This window comes from Celeribacter sp. SCSIO 80838 (assembly GCF_056498065.1).
In genome coordinates this window covers 423,924-443,048 of the sequence record NZ_JAZKMA010000001.1, presented here as the reverse complement: position 1 = coordinate 443,048, position 19,125 = coordinate 423,924, and the positions used below count along the sequence as shown (strand labels likewise).

Here is a 19,125-nt window from a genome sequence, read left to right as displayed (position 1 = left end):
GATGGACGATCTGAAGAACAAATACCTCACCGCGATCTTGCAGGCGGGGGACGAGGCGACGCTGGAAGACATCCGTCTGCAAGCGGTCGGCAAAAAGGGCGAAGTGGCGCTTGCCATGCGCGAACTGGGCAAGATGAGCCCGGAAGAGCGTCAGGTCATGGGGCCGCAGCTCAACGCTTTGAAAGACGAGATCAACTCCGCTCTGGCCGCCAAGAAGGTCGCGCTGGAAGACGCCGCTCTGGATGCGCGTTTGGCCGAGGAATGGCTCGATGTGACCCTTCCGGGCCGTCAGCGTCCGCAAGGGACCATTCACCCGATCTCCCGCGTCTCCGAAGAGATTTACGCGATCTTCGCCGATCTCGGCTTTGCCGTTGCCGAAGGCCCGCAGATCGAGGACGATTTCCACAACTTCGACGCGCTCAACATCGCGCCGAACCACCCGGCGCGCCAAGAGCATGACACCTTCTACATGCACCGCGCCGAGGGTGACGAGCGTGCGCCGAACGTGCTGCGCACCCACACCTCGCCGGTGCAAATCCGCTCGATGATTGCCCAAGGCGCGCCGATCCGCATCATCGCGCCGGGCCGTGTTTATCGTTCCGACTACGACCAGACCCACACGCCGATGTTCCACCAGGTCGAAGGCATGGCCATCGACAAGGACATCTCCATGGCGAACCTGAAATGGGTGCTCGAAGAGTTCTACACCGCGTTTTTCGGCACCAAGGTCAAAACCCGCTTCCGCGCCTCGCACTTCCCCTTCACGGAACCCTCCGCCGAAGTGGATGTGCAGTGCAAATGGGAAAACGGCACCGTGACCGTGGGCGAGGGCGACGACTGGCTCGAAGTCCTGGGCTCCGGCATGATGCACCCCAAAGTCCTGACCGCGGGCGGCATCGACCCGAAAGAATGGCAAGGCTTTGCCTTTGGCATGGGGATCGACCGTCTGGCGATGCTGAAATACGGCATCCCGGATTTGCGGGCGTTCTTTGACTCTGACCTGCGCTGGCTGCGTCACTATGGGTTTAGTGCTCTGGGTACGCCGACGCTGGCGGGGGGGATTCACGGGTGAGTGAACCAACCTTCTGGCTCGAAACCAATGTTGGTTTGTTGTCCGCAGTTGCATTGCTTCTGCTTGGGCAAGGGCTGAAAATTTGGGCCGAAGAGCGCGCTAGAAGGAAACGGGAAAGGATCAATTTCCTAACTGAAGCTTACATGGATTTAGAGTTTGGCCATCCGCGCACGTTCAAAGACGAACAGGTTGAGCCATACAGTCGTGACGAACTGGCCGAAATGTATGCCCGCTTTAACAAAGCAATGGTGGCTATCAATTTGATGGGCAGTCCTGCGCAAATTCAAAAGATAAAGGGTGTTTCCGCGTCTGGTGAGTTCGATTTTACCGAACTTGCAGTGGATTTGCGAAACAGCCTGAGAAAAGAACTGGGATTGCCCAAAATTGATGGAGGCCATTACTGGATGGCTCGCCGTCAATATAGGAAAGGCGAAGAACAATGAAATTCACACTCTCCTGGCTCAAAGAGCATCTGGAAACCGAGGCGAGCCTCGATGACATCCTTTACGCGCTGACCGATCTCGGGCTTGAGGTCGAAGGCGTCGAGAACCCGCGCGATAAGCTCAAGGGCTTTAAACTCGTCAAGGTCAAAGAGGCGGTGCAGCACCCCGACGCTGACAAGCTTCGGGTCTGTCAGGTCGAGACGGACGAGGGCATGACCCAGATCGTCTGTGGCGCGCCCAATGCCCGTGCGGGGATCACCGCCGTGCTCGCGAAACCCGGCATGTATATCCCCGGCCTCGACATCACCATTTCCGTCGGCAAAATCCGCGGCGTCGAGAGCCATGGCATGATGGCCTCCGAGCGCGAGCTGGAGCTGTCGGACGAGCACAACGGCATCATCGAGCTGGAAGACGGCGAGATCGGCATGGAGTTCGCCGATTGGCTGGCGAAACATCAGCCGTCCAAGGTCGATCCGGTGATCGAAATCGCGATCACGCCGAACCGTCCCGATGCGCTCGGCGTGCACGGCATCGCCCGCGATCTCGCGGCGCGGGGGCTTGGTACGTTGAAACCGCTTAAGGTGGAAACGGTCGAAGGTAAATTCCCGAACCCGATCTCGGTGGAGATCACCGAGGCCGCAAAAGACGGGTGTCACGTCTTTGCCGGGCGTCTGATCAAAGGCGTCAAAAACGGCCCCTCGCCGAAATGGTTGCAGGATCGTTTGACCGCGATTGGCCTGCGCCCGATCTCCATTCTGGTCGATGTCACCAACTTCTTCACCTACGACCGCAACCGCCCGCTGCACGTCTTTGACGCGGCGACGGTCAAGGACGGTCTGGTGATCGACCGCGCGAAAGGCGGCGAAGAGCTGCTCGCGCTCGACGAGAAGACCTACAAAATGCCGGAAGGCGCGATGGTGATCTTCTCCGGCGGCAAGGTCGAGAGCATCGGCGGCATCATGGGCGGCGAAGAGACCGGCTGTTCCGATGAGACCACGGATGTGTTTGTCGAAGCGGCGTTCTGGAACAATCTCGACATCGCCAAGGGCGGCCGCGCGCTCAAGATCAATTCGGATGCGCGCTATCGCAACGAACGCGGCATCGATCCGGCCTACAACATGCAGGCGCTGGACGATGCGACGGCGATGATCCTTGAGCTGTGCGGTGGTGAGGCCTCTGAGGTCGTCGTCGCGGGCGAGGTGCCCGACGTGTCCCGGGCCTATCATCTCGACACCGACCGGGTGCAGTCGCTCGTCGGCATGGACATCCCGGCGGCACGTCAGGTTGCCATTTTGGAATCCTTGGGCTTTGTCATGGATGGCGAGATGGCAAGCGTGCCGAGCTGGCGTCCGGACGTGTTGGGCGAGGCCGATCTTGTTGAAGAGGTCGCCCGTGTCGAAAGCCTGACCCATCTCGAACCGAAGCCGATGAAACGCCCCTCCGGCGTGGCGAAACAAATTCTGACGCCGATGCAGGTGCGCGAAAGTGCTGCGCGCCATCAGGCCGCGGGGCTTGGGTTCAACGAATGCGTGACCTACAGTTTCATCGACCAGAAATCGGCGGAGCTGTTTGGCGGGGGGGCGGACGCGGTGCGTCTGGAAAACCCGATCAGTTCCGAGATGAGCCATATGCGCCCGGACCTTTTGCCCGGCCTTCTGGCGGCGGCCACGCGCAATCAGGCACGGGGCTTTGCGGACCTGAACCTGTTCGAATGCGGCCCTGCCTTTTTTGGCGGTGAGCCGGGCGAGCAGCGCGCGCAAATTTCCGGTCTGCGCGTTGGCGCGACGGGGGCGAAAGACGTGCATGGCGAACGCCGGAGCTACGATCTTTATGACGCGAAAGCCGATGCTGAGGCCGTTTTGGCCGCCATCGGTGCGCCCGCGAAGGCACAAATCCTGCGCGACTGTTCGCCTTGGTTCCATCCGGGCCGATCGGGCAAAATCTGCCTTGGGCCGAAAAAGGTTCTGGCCGAGTTTGGCGAGCTGCACCCGAAGGTCCTCAAGGAGATGGGCGTCAAAGGCACCGCCGTGGCCTTTACCGTCTATCTCGAAGAGGCCCCGATGCCGCGCGGCACTAAAATCGCACGATCGGCGTTTTTCACCAACGATCTGCAAGCGGTCGAACGCGACTTTGCCTTTGTCGTCGACAAGGGGGTCAACGCGCTTGATCTGGTGAACGCAGCCGGGGGCGCCGATAAGGCGCTGATCGAAGATGTGCGCGTCTTTGACGAGTTCATCGGTGGCAGCCTCGGCGAGGGCAAGAAGTCGCTCGCGATCACCGTGCGCATTCAGCCGGTCGAGGGCACGTTGAAAGAGAAGGACCTTGAAGAGCTTTCCGCAAGGATCATCGCCAAGGTTGAAAAAGCCACGGGCGGAACGCTTCGCGGCTAAGCTCAAATGCTATGTCAAATTGAGAAACGGCGCCGATTTGGCGCCGTTTTTTATTGTTTATTTTGCAACGGGATGATCACATAGGGCACGTCGCGGGTTTTCACGTCTTCGAAGCGATAGGGGAGCGTGGCGATGCTCAGAGGGCCGGGCTCTGACACGGCTGGGATCAATCCGTGTGTGGTGAGTTTGCCCATGATCCTGTCCGGATCGGCGATGCCGATGACGACGATCCGTTCGAGATTGTCGGGGATCGTGCCGCCGGGATGCGAGGGCAGGGCGGTCCAGGACGGGCGCAGATATTTGAGATTGCCCGGATAGTAGAAGTTGAAACTGACGATGGCGGGCGGCGTGGCCCCTTCGGGCAGGTCCTGCTCGATGGCTTCGGCGAGGCTCTCGATGTCAAGCGAGTCGCTACCCGCACCGCGCAGTCGGGTGTCTGCGATGGCGATGATGATCAAGAGTACGAGCAGGGCGCAAAAGCGGAAGAAATTGCGCAGCAGGCGGGGCGTGAGTGTCGGCGCGACCCAGAGCATGAGACCGAATGCCAGAGGGATCAGCAGAGGGATAAGCCAGCGGGCCTGAACGTCGGTGACGCCGAAGCCGACGACGGGAAGGGCAATGACGACAAGCCCCAAAGCACCGGAAGCGAGCATCCAGCGCGACAGGGTCGGCAGCCGACCTAGAGCGAAGAGGCGGCGGCCATAAGGCAGGCGCAGAGCGACAAGCGTGAGCAGCAGGAGGGCGAGCCCGGCCAGCGTCTCCGCGAGCATGGTCGTGAGCCCAAGAAGCGGTGCAGGCAGCCCCTCGAAGGTGGGCGGATGATAGAGCGTATCACTGGCGGCCGTGGTCATGCCGAGATGGGTCATGGCCCATCCCATCGGCAGGGCCAGAAGCGCGACAGCGACGAGCAGCGTGAGCCAGAGATCGCGACGCCACAGCGCCTGACGGATTTCGGGAAACCAACCCGTAGTAAGCAAAAGGGGCAGCGGAAAGAGCCAGAAATTGTATTTTGTGATCCCGCCCAGCCCGAGGGCCACGCCCAGGAGGAGCGCATGGGACAGGCGATGGTCGCCGTTTTTTGCTGCGGCAATACGTCGGGCCATGACATTCAGCGTCGCGCCAATGAGCGCCAGCATGGCAATGCTGTGCGAACCCGCGCGCTGACCCTCCCAGGAGACGTTGGGCAAAAGCAAAAGCGCCAGCGTCACTGCGATGGCGATACGTACCGGCAGAAGGCGGCGGAACCCGTCGAAGCTCAGCGCATAGGTCAGGAACAGCAGAATGTTCTTGGGCAGGGCGATGGCGAATGTGGTGGTGCCGAAAAGGTCGAAGGTGAGCGCCTGAAGCCAGTTGTAAAGCGGCGTCTGTGGCCCGTAGCCGAGGCGATAGTCCTGCGCGAGCACGAACATCTCCGCCTCGTCGAATTCGAACGTGCCGCCCAACACAGTACGCAGCACGGTTTGTACGGTGAAATAGCCGAACAGCAAGAGGAAAAAGACCCTCGACAGTTTGGCGTCCTCGGATGTCTGCATCGGTTTTCCTTATCGTGCCGTGCCGTGGAGCAGGCGGAGGGGCAGCGTTTTCTCACCATGGTGGAACGGCAGCGCGATCTGCTGTTCTGCGCCATAGTCCGCCTCGGTCGCATAGGGCCAACCGACCCGTGCGGCAAGCTGCGACAGGCCTTGCTCTGCTCGCATGTTGCGGCTCAGAAGCAGGAGTTGAGTGGCCTCTTCCATGCGTGCTCCTGCCGGTAAATCGGAGAGAATGCGCCAATCCGGGTGGATGCGGGCCAGATTGCCGCCGACATAGAAGTCCGCGACGATCAGCGTGTCCTCCGGCAGGTCCATGTCCTCAATCATCTGAACGAGAGGCATGAAATCGAGATCGCGCCGGGCGCCGTCCTTGTAGCGATCGAGAGACAACCCGGCAAAGACCAGAACGGCCAGAAGCGCGAGGGTGCCGAGATAACCAAGGGTTGCCGCGCGGGAGAGGCGCGCCGAAAGGCGCAGGTACAGCGCAATCACCAGCGGCAGAACGATGGGCAGGAGCCAGCGCGGGGTGATGTGACCGACATCCGCGATCCAGACGAGGATCAGCCCGGCGAGGGCAAGAACGATGCCGGTTCTCAGGAACAGGGATACGGACCAATGTGCGGAGGTCTCGGCGGTCTGGCGACGCGACAGGACCCACAACACCGCCGCAACGAGCGTGGGCAGGATCAGAAGCACCACGAGGCCCTGAAGATAGAGCGATACCCCTTCAGGAATGAGCCGTGCGGCTTCTTCGGAAAGCTCCATCTTGCCGACCGAGGACAGAGCCAAATCAGGGTTGGCGCGCATCCAGAGATAGGGTCCGGCCACGATGGCGACCGCGATCACCGGGGCAATGAGCGCGCGCAGGGACAGCAGGCGCTGCCGGGCCTCGGGGATGGTCAATGCCGCAAGCACAAGTCCCGCAGGAATGGCCCAGAAATTGTATTTCGCAATACCGCCGAGCCCCATGGCCAGCCCGAACAGCGCCCAGTGCCGCCATTGTCCTGCGCGGAGCGACCAGAGAAACCCGGCGATGGTCGCCGAGATTGTGGCCAAAAGCATGTTGGAATGTGTCGTCGCGCGCTCCGCTTCCCAAGCGATGTCGGGAATAAGGAACAGCGACAGCGTGCTCAGGGCAGCGATGCGGGCAGGCACAAAGGCGCGCAAGCCGACAAAGAGCAGCGCATAGGTAGCCCAGAGCAGCAGGTTCTTGAGCAGGGAAAGCGCGAAAAGCGTCTCTCCAAAGACCGCGAACAACCCGGTCTGTAACCAGTTGTACAGCGGCAATTGCGGCCCATAGCCCCAGCGCAGCCCGGGCGTCATCAACAGCATTTCCGCCTCATCCGTCTCCAGTGCGCCGCCGAGGATCAGCCGCAGGGCGATCTGCGCCACGAAATAGAGCGTGAGGATCAGGAAAAACAGTCGCGTGGTCCGGAGATCAGCCAAATCTTCGGCCAGTGCGCCGGTCGTGCCGTCAGGGGATAGATGGGTCATGGGGTGTGCACTCGCGTCGTAACTCTGCGCACACCCTAACTTTTGTCCGGGGAAGGGTCTATCGCCTTACGCCGGGCGCGCGGGGATGTTTTTCGCGCGATCCACCGCGGGGCGGGCATAGAAGCGCTCGACATAGGCCGGGACGTTTTTCAGATCGTGATAGCCCAGCACTTCTTTGGCCCCATAGAACTCAAGGGAATTGAGCCATGGCGCGATGGCCATATCGGCGATGGAATAGTCGTCCATGATCCAGTCGCGGCCCTCGAGGCGCTGTTCCAGCACGTTCAGGAGGCGTTTGCTTTCGTTGATATACCGGTCGCGCGCGGTCGGATCTTCCATCGCGGCACCTGCGAATTTGTAGAAAAAGCCGAGCTGTCCGAACATCGGCCCGACGCCGCCCATCTGGAACATCAGCCACTGGATCGTCTCATACCGCGTCTTCGGGTCTGTCGAGAGGAATTTTCCGGTCTTCTCGGCGAGATAGATCAGGATTGCGCCGCTCTCAAACAGTTCGATCTGTTCACCGTCCGGCCCGTTCGGGTCGATGATCGCCGGGATCTTGTTGTTCGGGTTGAGCGCCAGAAACTCGGGGCTTTTCACATCGGCATCGGCGAGCGTCACCAGATGTGCCTCATAGTCGATGCCCATTTCCTCAAGCGCAGCAGAGACCTTGACCCCGTTCGGGGTCGGAAAGGAATAAAGCTGAAGCTTTTCGGGATGTTGGGCGGGCCAGCGGGCGGTGATCGGGTGATTGAGGAGGGCCATCGGTGTTCCATCATGCGTTTGAATTTCCCTATAACCTATGATGTCCGGCCCGGAAAAAAACCATTTCGCATGTGCGGCATTGTGCTATGCAATGTGCAGAGCCGCGCCCAACGGGGGCGGCGTTGCGTGGGACAGAAGTGGAACTCTGAAATGCTTAAAGAATTCAAGGCGTTTATCGCCAAGGGCAATGTCATGGACATGGCCGTCGGGATCATCGTTGGCGCAGCCTTTACCGCCATCGTCAAATCCATGGTCGACGATCTGATCAACCCGATCATCGGGATTTTTACCGGCGGGCTGGATTTCACCAACCGCTATTTCGTCATCTCTGGCGAGGTTGCGTCTGGCACCTCTCTTGAGGCCGCACGCGAGGCCGGGGCGTCGATCTTTGCCTATGGTTCCTTCATCATGGCCGTGATCAACTTCCTGATCATCGCGGCTGTGGTGTTCTTCCTTGTGAAATTCGTGAACAAAGTGAAGGACACGGCGGTCAAGGCCGAAGAAGCGGCACCTGAGGCCCCGGCAGGCCCCTCCGAACTCGATGTACTGCTCGAAATTCGCGACTCTCTGAAGAAGTAAGATCAGCGATACGATACAGGAAAGGCCCGCAACCGTAAGGTGCGGGCCTTTTTGCGGTGTGTTGCACCGCGGGGGACACATATCCATCATACGGCCCGCATCGCGCTTTCCGACGCTCTTGTCCTGAGAAAATAATCGTGGGAGATTGTTTCGCTCAGGGGCCGTCGGTCAGGAGAAAAAAGCGCAATGATCAAGCTTGATGATACAGATCGGCGAATTTTGCGAATTCTGCAACGACGCGGGCGGATTTCCAACGCCGATCTGGCACAGGAGGCCAATGTGTCGAGTTCGGCCTGTCACCGGAGGGTGCAGCGGCTGGAGGCCGAAGGGATCATCCGCGATTATGTGGCGCTTCTCGACCCGCGTCATCTCGACCGCCGGGCGACCGTGTTTGTCGAAGTGACCCTGACCAGTCAGGCAGATGACATTCTGGCCGCCTTCGAGAAAGCCGTGCGCAACATGCCGGATGTGCTCGAATGTCACCTCATGGCGGGCAAGGCGGATTACATCCTCAAGGTGGTCGCCGCCGACACCGATCATTTCGCCGAGGTGCATCGTCAGCTTGTCCGCCTGCCCGGGGTTCAGACGATGCAATCCTCCTTTGCCATGCGTACCGTGTTCAAAACGACGGCTCTCCCGGTCTGAGAATGCAGCCGCAGGATCACGATTTGGCGAAATCGGCTGCCCTATGGTAAGCCTGTCGGACGCCGCGTTTGGGAGGAGGCGGCCAAGATGCGCACAAATCATGCAGAACACATCATTTCCACCGTCGAATCGGGCTCTGTCGGCACGCGTCTGACGGCCAGTTGGCGGCGGTCTTTGCAAAAACACGGGCTGGATCCGAGCCGCGATCCCGGGCCGCGGCGGTTTTCCGATGCGGAGATTGCCGAACGTCGCGCCCGGCTCGAAGGCTTTATGGGCCTTGCGGCACCCAAGCTGGATCAGTTGTTTCAGATGGTCGGCAATACCGGCTGTTCCGTTTTGATGACGGATCGTGACGGGGTTGTGCTCGACCAGCGCTCGAAAGACGCCGATGCGGATATTTTCAAAGCCTGGGGGCTTTGGACCGGGGCGGATTGGTCGGAGGAGGCCGAGGGCACCAATGGCATCGGCACCTGCATCACCGAGGCGCGAGCGCTCACGATCCATCGCGACGAACATTTCCTGAGCCGCAACACGGTGATGTCCTGTATGGATGCGCCGATTTTCGGACCGGATGGCGAATTGATCGCGGCGCTCGACGTGTCGTCCTGCCGTGCCGATCAGACCGAAGCCTATGCGCGCCTGATCGCAGGTGTCGTGGCGCAGACCGCGAAACAGATCGAAACCGAAGCCTTCCGCGCGGCCTTTCCGAAAGCCCGGATCATTGCGGCGCCCGAGGAGCGCCCGGAAGGCGCCGTGCTTTTGGCGGTTGATCAGGACGATCTGATCATCGGAGCAACCCGTGCGGCCCGGCGCGCCTATGGGCTTGGCTTCGGAAGCCAGATCGCACCACGCCCGGCCTCGGATATTCTCGGCCGCGATGATTCCGCCTCCGCTCTGGAGCGGGCCGAGCGGGCGGCGCTTAAGCGCGCGATTGCGCGGGCGGGCGGGAATCTCTCTGCGGCGGCGCGCGAGCTTGGGATCGGTCGTGCAACGCTTTATCGGCGGATGAATAGGCTCGGTCTCAACGATACGGGTGCAAACTGACCGGAACCTGTCTCAACCTGTCTCAGAGGTGAGACATTGCCGCGCTGCGGCGTCGGTTTCCGGGGATTGCGCCGCCCTTATGTGAGCGTTCACATTTCCTCCTATAGCGTGACGTGGAGGACGTCATGCAACAACGAGGAGGAACTCAATGAACGTTCAGGCCGAGGCAAGCGCACACTACGCTTCCCCTTTCAAAACCCGCTATGACAACTTCATCGGCGGCAAGTTCACCCCGCCTGTGAACGGCAAATATTTCGACAACACGACCCCGATCACCGGTGAAAAGGTCTGTGAAGTCGCCCGCTCCGATGCTGCCGATATCGAACTGGCGCTTGATGCCGCGCACGCGGCCCGCGAAGCCTGGGGCAAAACCTCTGCGGGCGAGCGCTCCAACATCCTGTTGAAAATCGCCGACCGCATCGAGGAGCACCTCGAACATATCGCCACCGCCGAGACCTGGGACAACGGCAAGCCGATCCGCGAAACCATGGCCGCAGACATTCCGCTTTCGGTCGACCATTTCCGTTACTTTGCCGGTGTTCTGCGCAGCCAAGAAGGCACCATGTCCGAGATCGACCACGACACCGTGGCCTATCACTTCCATGAGCCTCTCGGCGTTGTCGGCCAGATCATTCCGTGGAACTTCTCCATCCTGATGGCTGCTTGGAAACTGGCGCCGGCTCTGGCCGCAGGCAACTGTATCGTGATGAAACCGGCCGAACAGACCCCGGCTGCGATCATGGTTCTGATCGAGCATATCGCCGATCTGCTTCCGCCGGGTGTTCTGAACATCGTGAACGGCTATGGTGCCGAAGTGGGCGCGCCGCTGGCACGTTCGCCGCGCATCGCGAAGATCGCCTTCACCGGCTCCACCGCGACCGGTCGGATGATCATGCAATACGCCACCGAGAACCTGATCCCGGTGACGCTCGAGCTCGGCGGGAAATCCCCGAACATCTTCTTCTCCGACGTGATGGCCGAAGATGACGCCTATCTCGACAAGGCGGTCGAGGGCTTCGTGCTCTTTGCCTTCAACCAAGGCGAGGTCTGCACCTGCCCGTCGCGTGCGCTCATTCAGGAAGACATCTACGACGAATTCATCGCGCGCTGTATCGCTCGTGTGAAGGCGATCAAACAAGGCGATCCGCGCGACATCAACACCATGGTGGGCGCTCAGGCCAGCTCCGAGCAGCAAGAGAAAATTCTGTCCTATCTGACCATCGGTCGCGAAGAAGGTGCCGAAGTTCTGGTCGGTGGCGATGCGGCGCGGTTCAACGGCGATCTGGCGGGTGGCTATTACATCCAGCCGACGATCCTCAAAGGCCACAACAAGATGCGCGTCTTCCAGGAAGAAATCTTTGGCCCGGTCGTTTCCGTGACGACCTTCAAAGATGAAGAAGAAGCGCTCCATATCGCCAACGACACGATGTATGGCCTCGGCGCCGGTGTCTGGACTCGCGACGGGACCCGCGCCTACCGTTTCGGTCGCAACATCGAAGCGGGCCGCGTTTGGGTCAACAACTACCACGCCTACCCGGCCCATGCGGCCTTCGGTGGCTACAAACAGTCCGGCATCGGGCGCGAGACCCACAAAATGATGCTCGATCACTACCAGCAGACGAAAAACATGCTCGTCTCCTACAACCCGAATAAGCTCGGCTTCTTCTGAGCTTACCCCCTGCGGGGCGCGTGATCTCCTCCCCCTATAGGGCCACGCCCCGCAACCTTCCGATCGAAAGCCGGAAGTCAAACGCCCCGCCTCTGCGTCGTAGCTTATGGCGGGGCGTTTGCATTTCATGACCCCAAAAGGAGGTTTTCCAATGCCTGTAGGCCGCGTGATTGCCACAGAAGCCGCCGTTGATCTTTTGGCCGAAATCACGGACGAACATGGTCCGGTCGTCTTCGTGCAATCCGGCGGCTGTTGCGATGGCTCCTCCCCGATGTGCTACCGCAAAGGCGATTACCTGATCGGTATGCGCGACGTGAAACTTGGCGAGGTCGAGGGGGCAGAGGTCTGGATTTCCGCCGCACTCTTCGAAATCTGGAAACACAGCCAGATGATCCTCGATGCGGGCCCCGGCCATGGCGCGGGATTTTCGCTCGATACCGGACGGGGCCGGTGTTTCCTGTCGAAAGCGCGGGTGTTCACCGATGTGGAATGGGCAGAGCTCGCAGCCAGCGAGGCTTGACGCCTCCCTTCCGCGTCCCTTCCACCTGCGTTAACCTTAATCTGATTAACCTTAACGTCTGTTTAGCCCTCTCAGATCTTTCCTTTGCTGTAAAAATACTCAAAAAGCGGCCGAAACTGCAGGGGCTGAGCGTCGACCCCCTGTAGACTCCTGCGAACAAACCCGCTAAAGAACGCTATCTTGCGCCTGCGTTTGGGCGCCCATACGGATTTTCCCCTGATGCTGACGCCTCTCTCCGAAGCCCTCGCCGAGCGCGGGTTCGACACCCTGACCGACGTGCAAACCGCCGTCACCGCCCCCGAACTTGCGGAGGCGGATCTTTTGGTGTCGGCCCAGACGGGATCGGGCAAAACCGTTGGCTTTGGTCTTGCCATCGCCTCGACTCTTCTCGGAGACGCAGAACGCTTCGATCACGCCGGAAGCCCGCTTGCCCTTGTCGTCGCGCCCACCCGTGAGCTTGCCATGCAGGTCGCCCGCGAGCTGGGCTGGCTTTATGCCAAAACCGGCGCGCGCATTTCGACCTGTATCGGCGGCATGGATGCCCGCGACGAGCGGCGCAGCCTTGAGCGTGGCGCGCATATCGTCGTCGGCACGCCGGGCCGTCTGCGCGATCACATCACGCGCGGTGCGCTGGACCTGTCGGACATTCGTGCCATCGTGCTCGACGAGGCGGACGAAATGCTCGATCTCGGGTTCCGCGAGGACTTGGAATTCATGCTCGGCGAAGCGCCGGAAACCCGTCGCACGCTGTTGTTCTCGGCCACGGTTTCCAAATCTATCGCCGAAATTGCCAAGACATATCAACGCGATGCCATTCGCGTCACGACGATCAGCGAACGCGAGCAGCACAGCGACATCACCTATCAGGTGATCCAATGCGCGCCGCGCGACGCAGAGCACGCGATCATCAACCTCTTGCGCTATCACGACAGCCAGACCTCCATCGTTTTCGCCAACACCCGCGCCGCTGTGGCGCGTCTGACCGCGCGGTTCGCCAACCGGGGTTTTGCCGTGGTGAGCCTGTCGGGCGAGCTGTCGCAAGATGAGCGCAGCCATGCGTTGCAGGCGCTCCGCGACGGCCGCGCGCGCGTCTGTGTCGCCACCGATGTGGCGGCGCGCGGTATCGATCTGCCCAATCTGGAACTGGTGATCCATGCGGATTTGCCAACGAATACAGAAGGTTTGCTGCACCGTTCGGGCCGCACCGGGCGGGCCGGGCGCAAAGGGATTTCGGCGCTGATCGCGCCGGATAACGTGTCGAAAAAAGCCGCGCGTCTGCTGAAATGGGCCAAGATCGAAGCGGAATGGATCCATGCACCGACCGCCGAAGAAATCCTCGCGCTCGACGAGAGCAGGTTGATGGACGATGCGGCCTGGGAAAAAGAACTTTCCGGGGAAGATCAGGCCTTTGCCGCGAAGCTGCTTGAGAAATTCAGCCCGGAACAGGTGGCGACCGCCTGTCTGCGTCTGTATCGCGCGGGTCTCTCGGCCCCCGAAGAGCTGAACGTCCATACGGCGCAGCGCCCGCAGGATGCGCGCGCGGCTTTCGGGCCGTCGAAATGGGTGTCCCTGTCGGTCGGGCGGGATGGCAATGCGGAGCCGCGCTGGTTGTTGCCGCTGTTGTGCCGGGCCGGAAATCTTGAGAAAACTCAAATCGGTAAGATCCGCATGCAAGACACGGAGACCTTCGTGGAATTGCAGGAAGCGGCGCTTTCGGGGTTCCTTGATCGGCTCGGGGCGGGCAACGTGCTTGAGGACGGGATCACCGTCACCGCGCTTGCGGGCGAGCCCGAAACTCAGGGCGGGCGGCGCAGCCCTGCCGGGCGGCCGCAAAAAGCTTTTCCGTCCAAGGGTAAACCGCGTTTCGAGAAGCCGCGCGGCAATACCTCCGCTGGAGATTATCTGAGCGAAACTGCGCCGCAAGAGCGCCCGCGTTCGGAGAAACCGAAGTTCGAGCGGCCTGTGCGCAAGGAACGCGACGACGCGGTGCATGCGCCTGCGAAGCCGAAGAAACCGCATCGCAAGGGCGGCAGTTTTGCTGCGGAAAACGGCGGGGATAAGCCGTCGGCAAAACGTCGGACAAACGTCGGACATGCGTCGGGCAAACCGGGCGGCAAACCGACAGGTAAACCGGGCGCAAAACCGGAAGGGAAATTCAAACGCCCCGGCGGTCCGAAGCCCTTCCGCAAAGGCGCGAAAGGTGGCGACGCCACGCCACGCCGCAAGGGCTGAGGCACAGCCGGACTTGAAGACAAAAACAAACCCCCGGAGCGAGAGCTGCCGGGGGTTGTATTTTTATCTGTCCCCGAAAGGACCGTTCGAAACGTCGAACTCGCTCTAATTAGAGCATGCCTTCGCGCTGAGCTTTTTTACGAGCCAGCTTGCGGGCACGGCGGACGGCCTCGGCCTTCTCGCGCGCTTTCTTCACGGACGGCTTCTCGAAATGTTGCTTGAGCTTCATTTCACGGAAAACGCCTTCGCGTTGAAGTTTTTTCTTCAGAGCCCGGAGGGCCTGATCGACGTTGTTGTCACGAACGCTAACCTGCATGTGGTGTCACCACCTTCCTAAGTTAGATTTGCAAAAATTGCAGGAGGTGGCCGTATAGCAAAGACACTCTAGCTTGTCTACTATGCCGGAGAGCTCGCCCGCGTTTAACAGAGGACAAAGACATGCCAACCACCGCTTATCCCGATCCGACCCGTGAAAAACTCGTGGATGCCGCGTTGATCCATGTGGTTTTCGACGGCTGGGGGCCGGAAACCTTCAAAGTTGCGGTGGCTGATTCGGGTGTGTCCGAGGCGCTGGCCAAGGTGGCGGCCCCGCGCGGATCGGTCGATCTGGCGGCGGCCTATCACAAGCGAGGCGACCGTGAGATGGTCAAGGCGCTGGCAGAGGCCGACCTGTCGCAGATGCGGTTTCGAGACAAGATCGCCCATGCTGTGTGGCTGCGGCTTCAGGCGGTGGACCGCGAAGTGGTGCGGCGCGGCATGTCGCTTTTCTCCCTGCCACATCTCGCGCCCGAAGGCACGCGACTGGTCTGGGAGACGGCGGATGCGATCTGGACCGCGTTAGGCGACACATCGGAGGATGTGAACTGGTACACGAAACGCGCGACGCTGTCGGGGGTGTTCGCCTCTGTGGTGCTGTTCTGGCTGGGCGATGACAGCGAAGGCTTTGCCGACACCAAGGCGTTTCTCGACCGGCGCATCGACGATGTGATGCAGGTTGAGAAGGTAAAGGCGACGGTGCGCGACAACAAGATCCTGTCGGCGATGTTTGCCCTGCCGAACGCAGCACTTTCGATGGTGAAGGCCCCTGCGGGGGCGCGGCGGACGGATGTGCCCGGGACGCAGACGGACAGCCCGGAGGTGGCACAATGAGCTTGGTCGGTCGCCTGCCCGAGATGATGCGCGCGGTGGAGATTTCCGAGCCGGGGGGGCCGGAGGTGCTGAAACCCTGCACGCGCCCGGTGCCGCGGCCCCGCGCCGATGAGATTGTGATCAAACTGGCCTATGCCGGGGTGAACCGCCCCGATGCGCTGCAACGCGCCGGACTTTACAACCCGCCGCCGGGGGCGTCCGACCTGCCGGGCCTCGAAGGCGCGGGGGAGGTCGTGGCCGTGGGGGCGTCCGTGTCGGATTGGGCGGTTGGCGATCAGGTTTGTGCGCTTTTGCCGGGGGGCGGTTATGCCGAATACGTTGCGACGCCTGCGGCCCATGCGCTTCCGGTGCCGAAAGGTCTGTCATTGAAACAGGCCGCCTGCCTGCCGGAGACGTTTTTCACCGTCTGGTCGAACGTCTTCATGCGCGGAGGCCTCGCGGCCGGGGAGCGGTTTCTGGTCCATGGCGGGTCTTCGGGGATCGGGACGACGGCGATCCAGCTTGCTCGGGCCTTTGGCACACGGGTGTTTGCGACCGCCGGGTCGGAGGCGAAATGCAAGGCCTGTGTCGATCTGGGGGCGGAGCGGGCGATCAATTATCGCGACGAGGATTTCGTCGAGGTGGCGCAGACCGAAGGCGGGATGAACCTCATTCTCGATATGGTCGGCGGATCGTATTTCCCGCGCAACCTCAAGGCTTTGGCGACAGAGGGCCGGTTGGTAAATATCGCCTTTCTGCAAGGTGCGAAATCCGAGGTGAACATCGCGCAGGTGATGCTCAAACGCCTGACGCTGACGGGGTCGAACCTGCGCCCGCAATCGAACGAAGCCAAGGCGAAGATCGCCGAGGCGCTTTTGGCAAAGGTCTGGCCGCTGATCGAAGCGGAGCAGGTCGGGCCGGTGATGGACAGCGCTTATGCCTTGGACGAGGCCGGGCGCGCGCATGCGCATATGGAAAGCGGTGCTCATATCGGCAAGATCGTTCTGGAGATGTGAGTATTTTGGCAGCAAAGGAGACGGGGGCTGTTTCCTTTGCTGCTTCAAATACTCAGTCGATGGCCTCCAAAAGCGCATCGTCCAGTGTGCAATCCCGGATCGTATCCGCACCGCATGTGCGCGGTTCGAGATCGCGGGTGAGGCAGATGCGGACCTCCTGAATGCGGTAGTCCTTGCAAGTCACGGTGATTTCGTTGGCCTCAAGGTCCGGGTTGTCGCGGAGGAAAGCCTCCTCGACGACGGAGGCCGGGAGCTTCACATCGTCCTTGAGTTTGCGAAACACTTCGGGACGGGTGAATTTGTCATAGGCTGCACGGGAGAGGGCGAGGAAGTCCTGAGCGGAGAGGCCCGAGCATCGACCGTGTTTCTTCCACTGATACCAGGCCGCACCGGAGGTGCCCATGATGTCCTCCATGGCGGCGGTCTCGCGTTTCGAGGGATCTTGCGCGGAAGTGTGGCAGTAGGACGGCCAGCCGCGTTCATATTGCGGCCAGAGACCGTGGAGGACCCAGCCGAACTTGCCGTCGCATTGCGGGGAGTTCCGGGCGTCGCCTTCGAGGGCGCACCATGTGGGCGACCACGAGAGCGAGAGGAGGTAATAGTCGAAATCGCCCGCCTGTTCGCCCTCGGCAAAAGCCGGGAAAGCGCTCAGAAGACCAAGGCAGGTTAGGGCGGACACGATCCGTTGACGCATTTTCTCTTTCCTCCGATTGCGATCCGCACTATACAGCGGCGAAGTTCCCCGACAACGAGAACCGTCCCCACCGGGGAAAGCCATTTCAGGCGACGGGAAAGTTGTATCCGGGGAGAGCCGCATTTTTAAGGAGTGTGACCCATGGCAAAACCGATTATGGCGAAAGCCACCGCCGTTTGGCTGGTCGACAACACCACGCTGAGCTTCAAACAGATCGCCGATTTCTGTGGTCTGCACGAGCTTGAGGTGCAGGGCATCGCCGACGGCGAGGTCGCCGGTGGTGTGCGCGGGTTCGATCCGATCGCCAACAACCAGCTGACCGCCGAGGAAATCAAGACGGCGGAAGAAAACCCGCTGCACCGGCTGAAGCTCAAGTTCAACGCCGCAGCTCAAGGCGAAGAGAAACGCCGCGGGCCGCGTTATACGCCGCTGTCGAAGCGTCAGGACCGTCCGAACTCGATCCTCTGGCTGGTGAAATTCCACCCGGAGCTGTCCGACGGCCAGATCGCGAAACTGGTGGGCACCACCAAGCCGACGATCCAGTCGATCCGCGAGCGCACCCACTGGAACATCGCCAACATGCAGCCGATCGACCCGGTGGCTTTGGGCCTGTGTAAACAGTCCGAGTTGGATGCGGCCGTGCAGAAAGCCTCGAAAAACCGCGAAGCGAATATGACGGATGACGAGCGTCGCAAGCTTCTGTCGACCGAGGATTCGCTCGGGATGGATACGGAGCCGAAGATCCCGACGGCGATTGCCGGTCTGGAGACCTTCTCGCTTTCGATGGATGACGACGAGAAAGAGGAAGATCTGCCGGATGCCGACAGCTTCTTCAACCTGCCGGACAATGACGACGAAGACGACGACGAATAATCGTCCCGTCAGACGATAAGAGAAACCCGGGGCCGCAAGCTCCGGGTTTTTTTATGGGATCAGAGGCTTTTGCGGGCGGTGAGCGCGGCGGTGATCGTGCCGTCGTCGAGATAGTCGAGTTCGCCCCCGACCGGCACGCCTTGGGCCAAGGAACTGACGGTGCAGCGACCGGACAGCTCGTCGGCGATGTAATGGGCGGTGGTCTGGCCGTCGACGGTCGCGCCCAAGGCAAGGATCACTTCGCGCACCTGTTCGTCGCCGACGCGTGTCACGAGCGCCGGGATACGCAAATCTTCCGGGCCGATGCCGTCGAGGGCGGAGAGCGTTCCGCCCAAAACATGATAGCGGCCTTTAAAGACGCCTGCGCGCTCCATGGCCCAAAGATCGGAGACATCCTCGACCACGCAAATCTCGCCATTGGCGCGGCGGTCGTCGGCGCAGATGTCACAGAGATCGCCGGTGCCGATATTGCCGCAGCGCACGCATTCGCGGGCATTGTCGGCCACCATCTGCATGGACCGGGCCAAGGGCTGCATCAGCCGCCCGCGTTTCTGGATGAGATGCAGAACGGCACGGCGCGCGGAGCGCGGCCCAAGACCGGGCAGGCGCGCCATCAGATCGATCAGATCTTCGATATCCTGACGACCGCTCACATCGGCCTCAGAACGGCAGTTTGAAATCGGCGGGGAGACCCAGGCCCTCGGTCAGGGCCTTCATTTCGCTTTCGGCCTTCTCGGAGGCTTTCGACTGCGCATCCTTGATGGCGGCGAGGATCAGGTCCTCGACCACTTCTTTCTCAGACGGCTGGAAAATCGTCGGGTCGATGTCGAGGCCGGTCAATTGGCCTTTCGCGGTGGCGGTCGCCTTCACCAGACCGGCACCGGATTCGCCCGTGACGGTGATGGTTTCGAGCTTTTCCTGAAGCTCGGCCATATCCTTTTGCATTTGCTGGGCTTTTTTCATCATCCCGGCCATATCGCCGAGACCGCCAAGGCCTTTGAACATCTGTTACTCCATCATTCCTTTGGG

Annotated in this window: 19 protein-coding genes; 12 read left to right on the top strand and 7 right to left on the bottom strand. The window is 60.9% G+C overall.

Annotation, left to right across the window (positions count from 1 at the left end):
• Position 1: 1 nt before the first annotated feature.
• The 3 genes from pheS to pheT are packed head-to-tail and all read left to right on the top strand — an operon-like array spanning position 2 to position 3,905.
• Positions 2 to 1,072, top strand: a complete 1,071-nt coding sequence (gene pheS / locus V1475_RS02040) for a phenylalanine--tRNA ligase subunit alpha (protein WP_434290228.1) — start codon at positions 2 to 4, stop codon at positions 1,070 to 1,072.
• Positions 1,069 to 1,515: a hypothetical protein gene (locus tag V1475_RS02035; RefSeq protein ID WP_479411417.1), complete on the top strand. Its 447-nt coding sequence runs from the start codon at positions 1,069 to 1,071 to the stop codon at positions 1,513 to 1,515. The genes pheS and V1475_RS02035 overlap by 4 nt, the downstream gene beginning before the upstream one ends.
• Positions 1,512 to 3,905, top strand: coding sequence for a phenylalanine--tRNA ligase subunit beta (gene pheT / locus V1475_RS02030; protein ID WP_479411416.1), 2,394 nt, complete (start codon positions 1,512 to 1,514; stop codon positions 3,903 to 3,905). Before V1475_RS02035 ends, pheT begins: the two co-directional genes overlap by 4 nt.
• A 50-nt stretch (positions 3,906 to 3,955) precedes the next feature.
• On the opposite strand, the gene V1475_RS02025 is transcribed toward pheT, so the two are convergent.
• The 3 genes from V1475_RS02025 to V1475_RS02015 all read right to left on the bottom strand — a co-directional run bounded on the left by V1475_RS02025 (position 3,956) and on the right by V1475_RS02015 (position 7,696).
• Complete coding sequence (locus tag V1475_RS02025; protein ID WP_479411415.1) at positions 3,956 to 5,437, bottom strand: glycosyltransferase family 39 protein; 1,482 nt, start codon at positions 5,435 to 5,437, stop codon at positions 3,956 to 3,958.
• A gap of 9 nt (positions 5,438 to 5,446) precedes the next feature.
• Positions 5,447 to 6,931, bottom strand: a complete 1,485-nt coding sequence (locus V1475_RS02020; RefSeq protein WP_479411414.1) for an ArnT family glycosyltransferase — start codon at positions 6,929 to 6,931, stop codon at positions 5,447 to 5,449.
• Positions 6,932 to 6,997: 66 nt separating this feature from the next.
• Positions 6,998 to 7,696, bottom strand: a complete 699-nt coding sequence (locus V1475_RS02015; protein WP_479411413.1) for a glutathione S-transferase N-terminal domain-containing protein — start codon at positions 7,694 to 7,696, stop codon at positions 6,998 to 7,000.
• Positions 7,697 to 7,846: 150 nt separating this feature from the next.
• Between V1475_RS02015 and mscL the strand changes: the two genes are divergently transcribed.
• From mscL to V1475_RS01985, 6 genes are all read left to right on the top strand, one after another.
• Entirely contained in the window at positions 7,847 to 8,275 is a 429-nt protein-coding gene (gene mscL / locus V1475_RS02010; RefSeq protein WP_479411412.1) for a large conductance mechanosensitive channel protein MscL, read from the top strand.
• A 189-nt stretch (positions 8,276 to 8,464) separates the two neighbouring features.
• The gene (locus tag V1475_RS02005; RefSeq protein ID WP_434290962.1) at positions 8,465 to 8,920 is read left to right on the top strand and encodes an Lrp/AsnC family transcriptional regulator; all 456 of its coding nucleotides are present in this window, start codon (positions 8,465 to 8,467) and stop codon (positions 8,918 to 8,920) included.
• Positions 8,921 to 9,007: 87 nt separating this feature from the next.
• Positions 9,008 to 9,964: a GAF domain-containing protein gene (locus tag V1475_RS02000; protein ID WP_434290242.1), complete on the top strand. Its 957-nt coding sequence runs from the start codon at positions 9,008 to 9,010 to the stop codon at positions 9,962 to 9,964.
• 148 nt (positions 9,965 to 10,112) lie between these two features.
• Entirely contained in the window at positions 10,113 to 11,633 is a 1,521-nt protein-coding gene (gene adh / locus V1475_RS01995; protein WP_479411411.1) for an aldehyde dehydrogenase, read from the top strand.
• Between the two features lie 151 nt (positions 11,634 to 11,784).
• A complete protein-coding gene (locus V1475_RS01990) occupies positions 11,785 to 12,153 on the top strand; it encodes a DUF779 domain-containing protein (RefSeq protein WP_479411410.1) in 369 nt (122 codons plus the stop codon).
• 219 nt (positions 12,154 to 12,372) lie between these two features.
• The gene (locus V1475_RS01985; RefSeq protein ID WP_479411409.1) at positions 12,373 to 14,385 is read left to right on the top strand and encodes a DEAD/DEAH box helicase; all 2,013 of its coding nucleotides are present in this window, start codon (positions 12,373 to 12,375) and stop codon (positions 14,383 to 14,385) included.
• 109 nt (positions 14,386 to 14,494) lie between these two features.
• Here V1475_RS01985 and rpsU read toward each other — a convergent pair whose 3' ends face one another.
• Complete coding sequence (rpsU, locus tag V1475_RS01980; protein WP_058263026.1) at positions 14,495 to 14,701, bottom strand: 30S ribosomal protein S21; 207 nt, start codon at positions 14,699 to 14,701, stop codon at positions 14,495 to 14,497.
• 122 nt (positions 14,702 to 14,823) lie between these two features.
• Here rpsU and V1475_RS01975 point away from each other — a divergent pair, with 122 nt between their 5' ends.
• Positions 14,824 to 15,534: a COQ9 family protein gene (locus V1475_RS01975; protein WP_479411408.1), complete on the top strand. Its 711-nt coding sequence runs from the start codon at positions 14,824 to 14,826 to the stop codon at positions 15,532 to 15,534.
• Positions 15,531 to 16,529 (top strand): NAD(P)H-quinone oxidoreductase, encoded by a 999-nt coding sequence (locus V1475_RS01970; protein WP_479411407.1) that lies wholly within the window; start codon positions 15,531 to 15,533, stop codon positions 16,527 to 16,529. Before V1475_RS01975 ends, V1475_RS01970 begins: the two co-directional genes overlap by 4 nt.
• Positions 16,530 to 16,581: 52 nt before the next feature.
• Here V1475_RS01970 and V1475_RS01965 read toward each other — a convergent pair whose 3' ends face one another.
• Positions 16,582 to 17,223 carry a ribonuclease T2 family protein gene (locus tag V1475_RS01965; protein WP_479411406.1) on the bottom strand — a complete coding sequence of 214 codons (642 nt, stop codon included), beginning with the start codon at positions 17,221 to 17,223 and terminating at the stop codon, positions 16,582 to 16,584.
• A 141-nt stretch (positions 17,224 to 17,364) separates the two neighbouring features.
• Here V1475_RS01965 and V1475_RS01960 point away from each other — a divergent pair, with 141 nt between their 5' ends.
• Positions 17,365 to 18,096 carry a DUF1013 domain-containing protein gene (locus V1475_RS01960; RefSeq protein ID WP_479411405.1) on the top strand — a complete coding sequence of 244 codons (732 nt, stop codon included), beginning with the start codon at positions 17,365 to 17,367 and terminating at the stop codon, positions 18,094 to 18,096.
• A gap of 59 nt (positions 18,097 to 18,155) precedes the next feature.
• On the opposite strand, the gene recR is transcribed toward V1475_RS01960, so the two are convergent.
• Entirely contained in the window at positions 18,156 to 18,749 is a 594-nt protein-coding gene (gene recR, locus V1475_RS01955; protein WP_479411404.1) for a recombination mediator RecR, read from the bottom strand.
• A 7-nt stretch (positions 18,750 to 18,756) separates the two neighbouring features.
• Entirely contained in the window at positions 18,757 to 19,101 is a 345-nt protein-coding gene (locus tag V1475_RS01950) for a YbaB/EbfC family nucleoid-associated protein (RefSeq protein WP_479411403.1), read from the bottom strand.
• Positions 19,102 to 19,125: the final 24 nt, after the last annotated feature.

Coding starts and splice junctions, on each gene's coding strand:
- pheS (WP_434290228.1), top strand. CDS start 2: ATGGACGATCTGAAGAACAAATACCTCACCGCGATCTTGCAGGCGGGG.
- pheT (WP_479411416.1), top strand. CDS start 1,512: ATGAAATTCACACTCTCCTGGCTCAAAGAGCATCTGGAAACCGAGGCG.
- V1475_RS02025 (WP_479411415.1), bottom strand. CDS start 5,437: ATGCAGACATCCGAGGACGCCAAACTGTCGAGGGTCTTTTTCCTCTTG.
- V1475_RS02020 (WP_479411414.1), bottom strand. CDS start 6,931: ATGACCCATCTATCCCCTGACGGCACGACCGGCGCACTGGCCGAAGAT.
- V1475_RS02015 (WP_479411413.1), bottom strand. CDS start 7,696: ATGGCCCTCCTCAATCACCCGATCACCGCCCGCTGGCCCGCCCAACAT.
- mscL (WP_479411412.1), top strand. CDS start 7,847: ATGCTTAAAGAATTCAAGGCGTTTATCGCCAAGGGCAATGTCATGGAC.
- V1475_RS02000 (WP_434290242.1), top strand. CDS start 9,008: ATGCGCACAAATCATGCAGAACACATCATTTCCACCGTCGAATCGGGC.
- adh (WP_479411411.1), top strand. CDS start 10,113: ATGAACGTTCAGGCCGAGGCAAGCGCACACTACGCTTCCCCTTTCAAA.
- V1475_RS01990 (WP_479411410.1), top strand. CDS start 11,785: ATGCCTGTAGGCCGCGTGATTGCCACAGAAGCCGCCGTTGATCTTTTG.
- V1475_RS01985 (WP_479411409.1), top strand. CDS start 12,373: ATGCTGACGCCTCTCTCCGAAGCCCTCGCCGAGCGCGGGTTCGACACC.
- rpsU (WP_058263026.1), bottom strand. CDS start 14,701: ATGCAGGTTAGCGTTCGTGACAACAACGTCGATCAGGCCCTCCGGGCT.
- V1475_RS01975 (WP_479411408.1), top strand. CDS start 14,824: ATGCCAACCACCGCTTATCCCGATCCGACCCGTGAAAAACTCGTGGAT.
- V1475_RS01970 (WP_479411407.1), top strand. CDS start 15,531: ATGAGCTTGGTCGGTCGCCTGCCCGAGATGATGCGCGCGGTGGAGATT.
- V1475_RS01965 (WP_479411406.1), bottom strand. CDS start 17,223: ATGCGTCAACGGATCGTGTCCGCCCTAACCTGCCTTGGTCTTCTGAGC.
- V1475_RS01960 (WP_479411405.1), top strand. CDS start 17,365: ATGGCAAAACCGATTATGGCGAAAGCCACCGCCGTTTGGCTGGTCGAC.
- V1475_RS01950 (WP_479411403.1), bottom strand. CDS start 19,101: ATGTTCAAAGGCCTTGGCGGTCTCGGCGATATGGCCGGGATGATGAAA.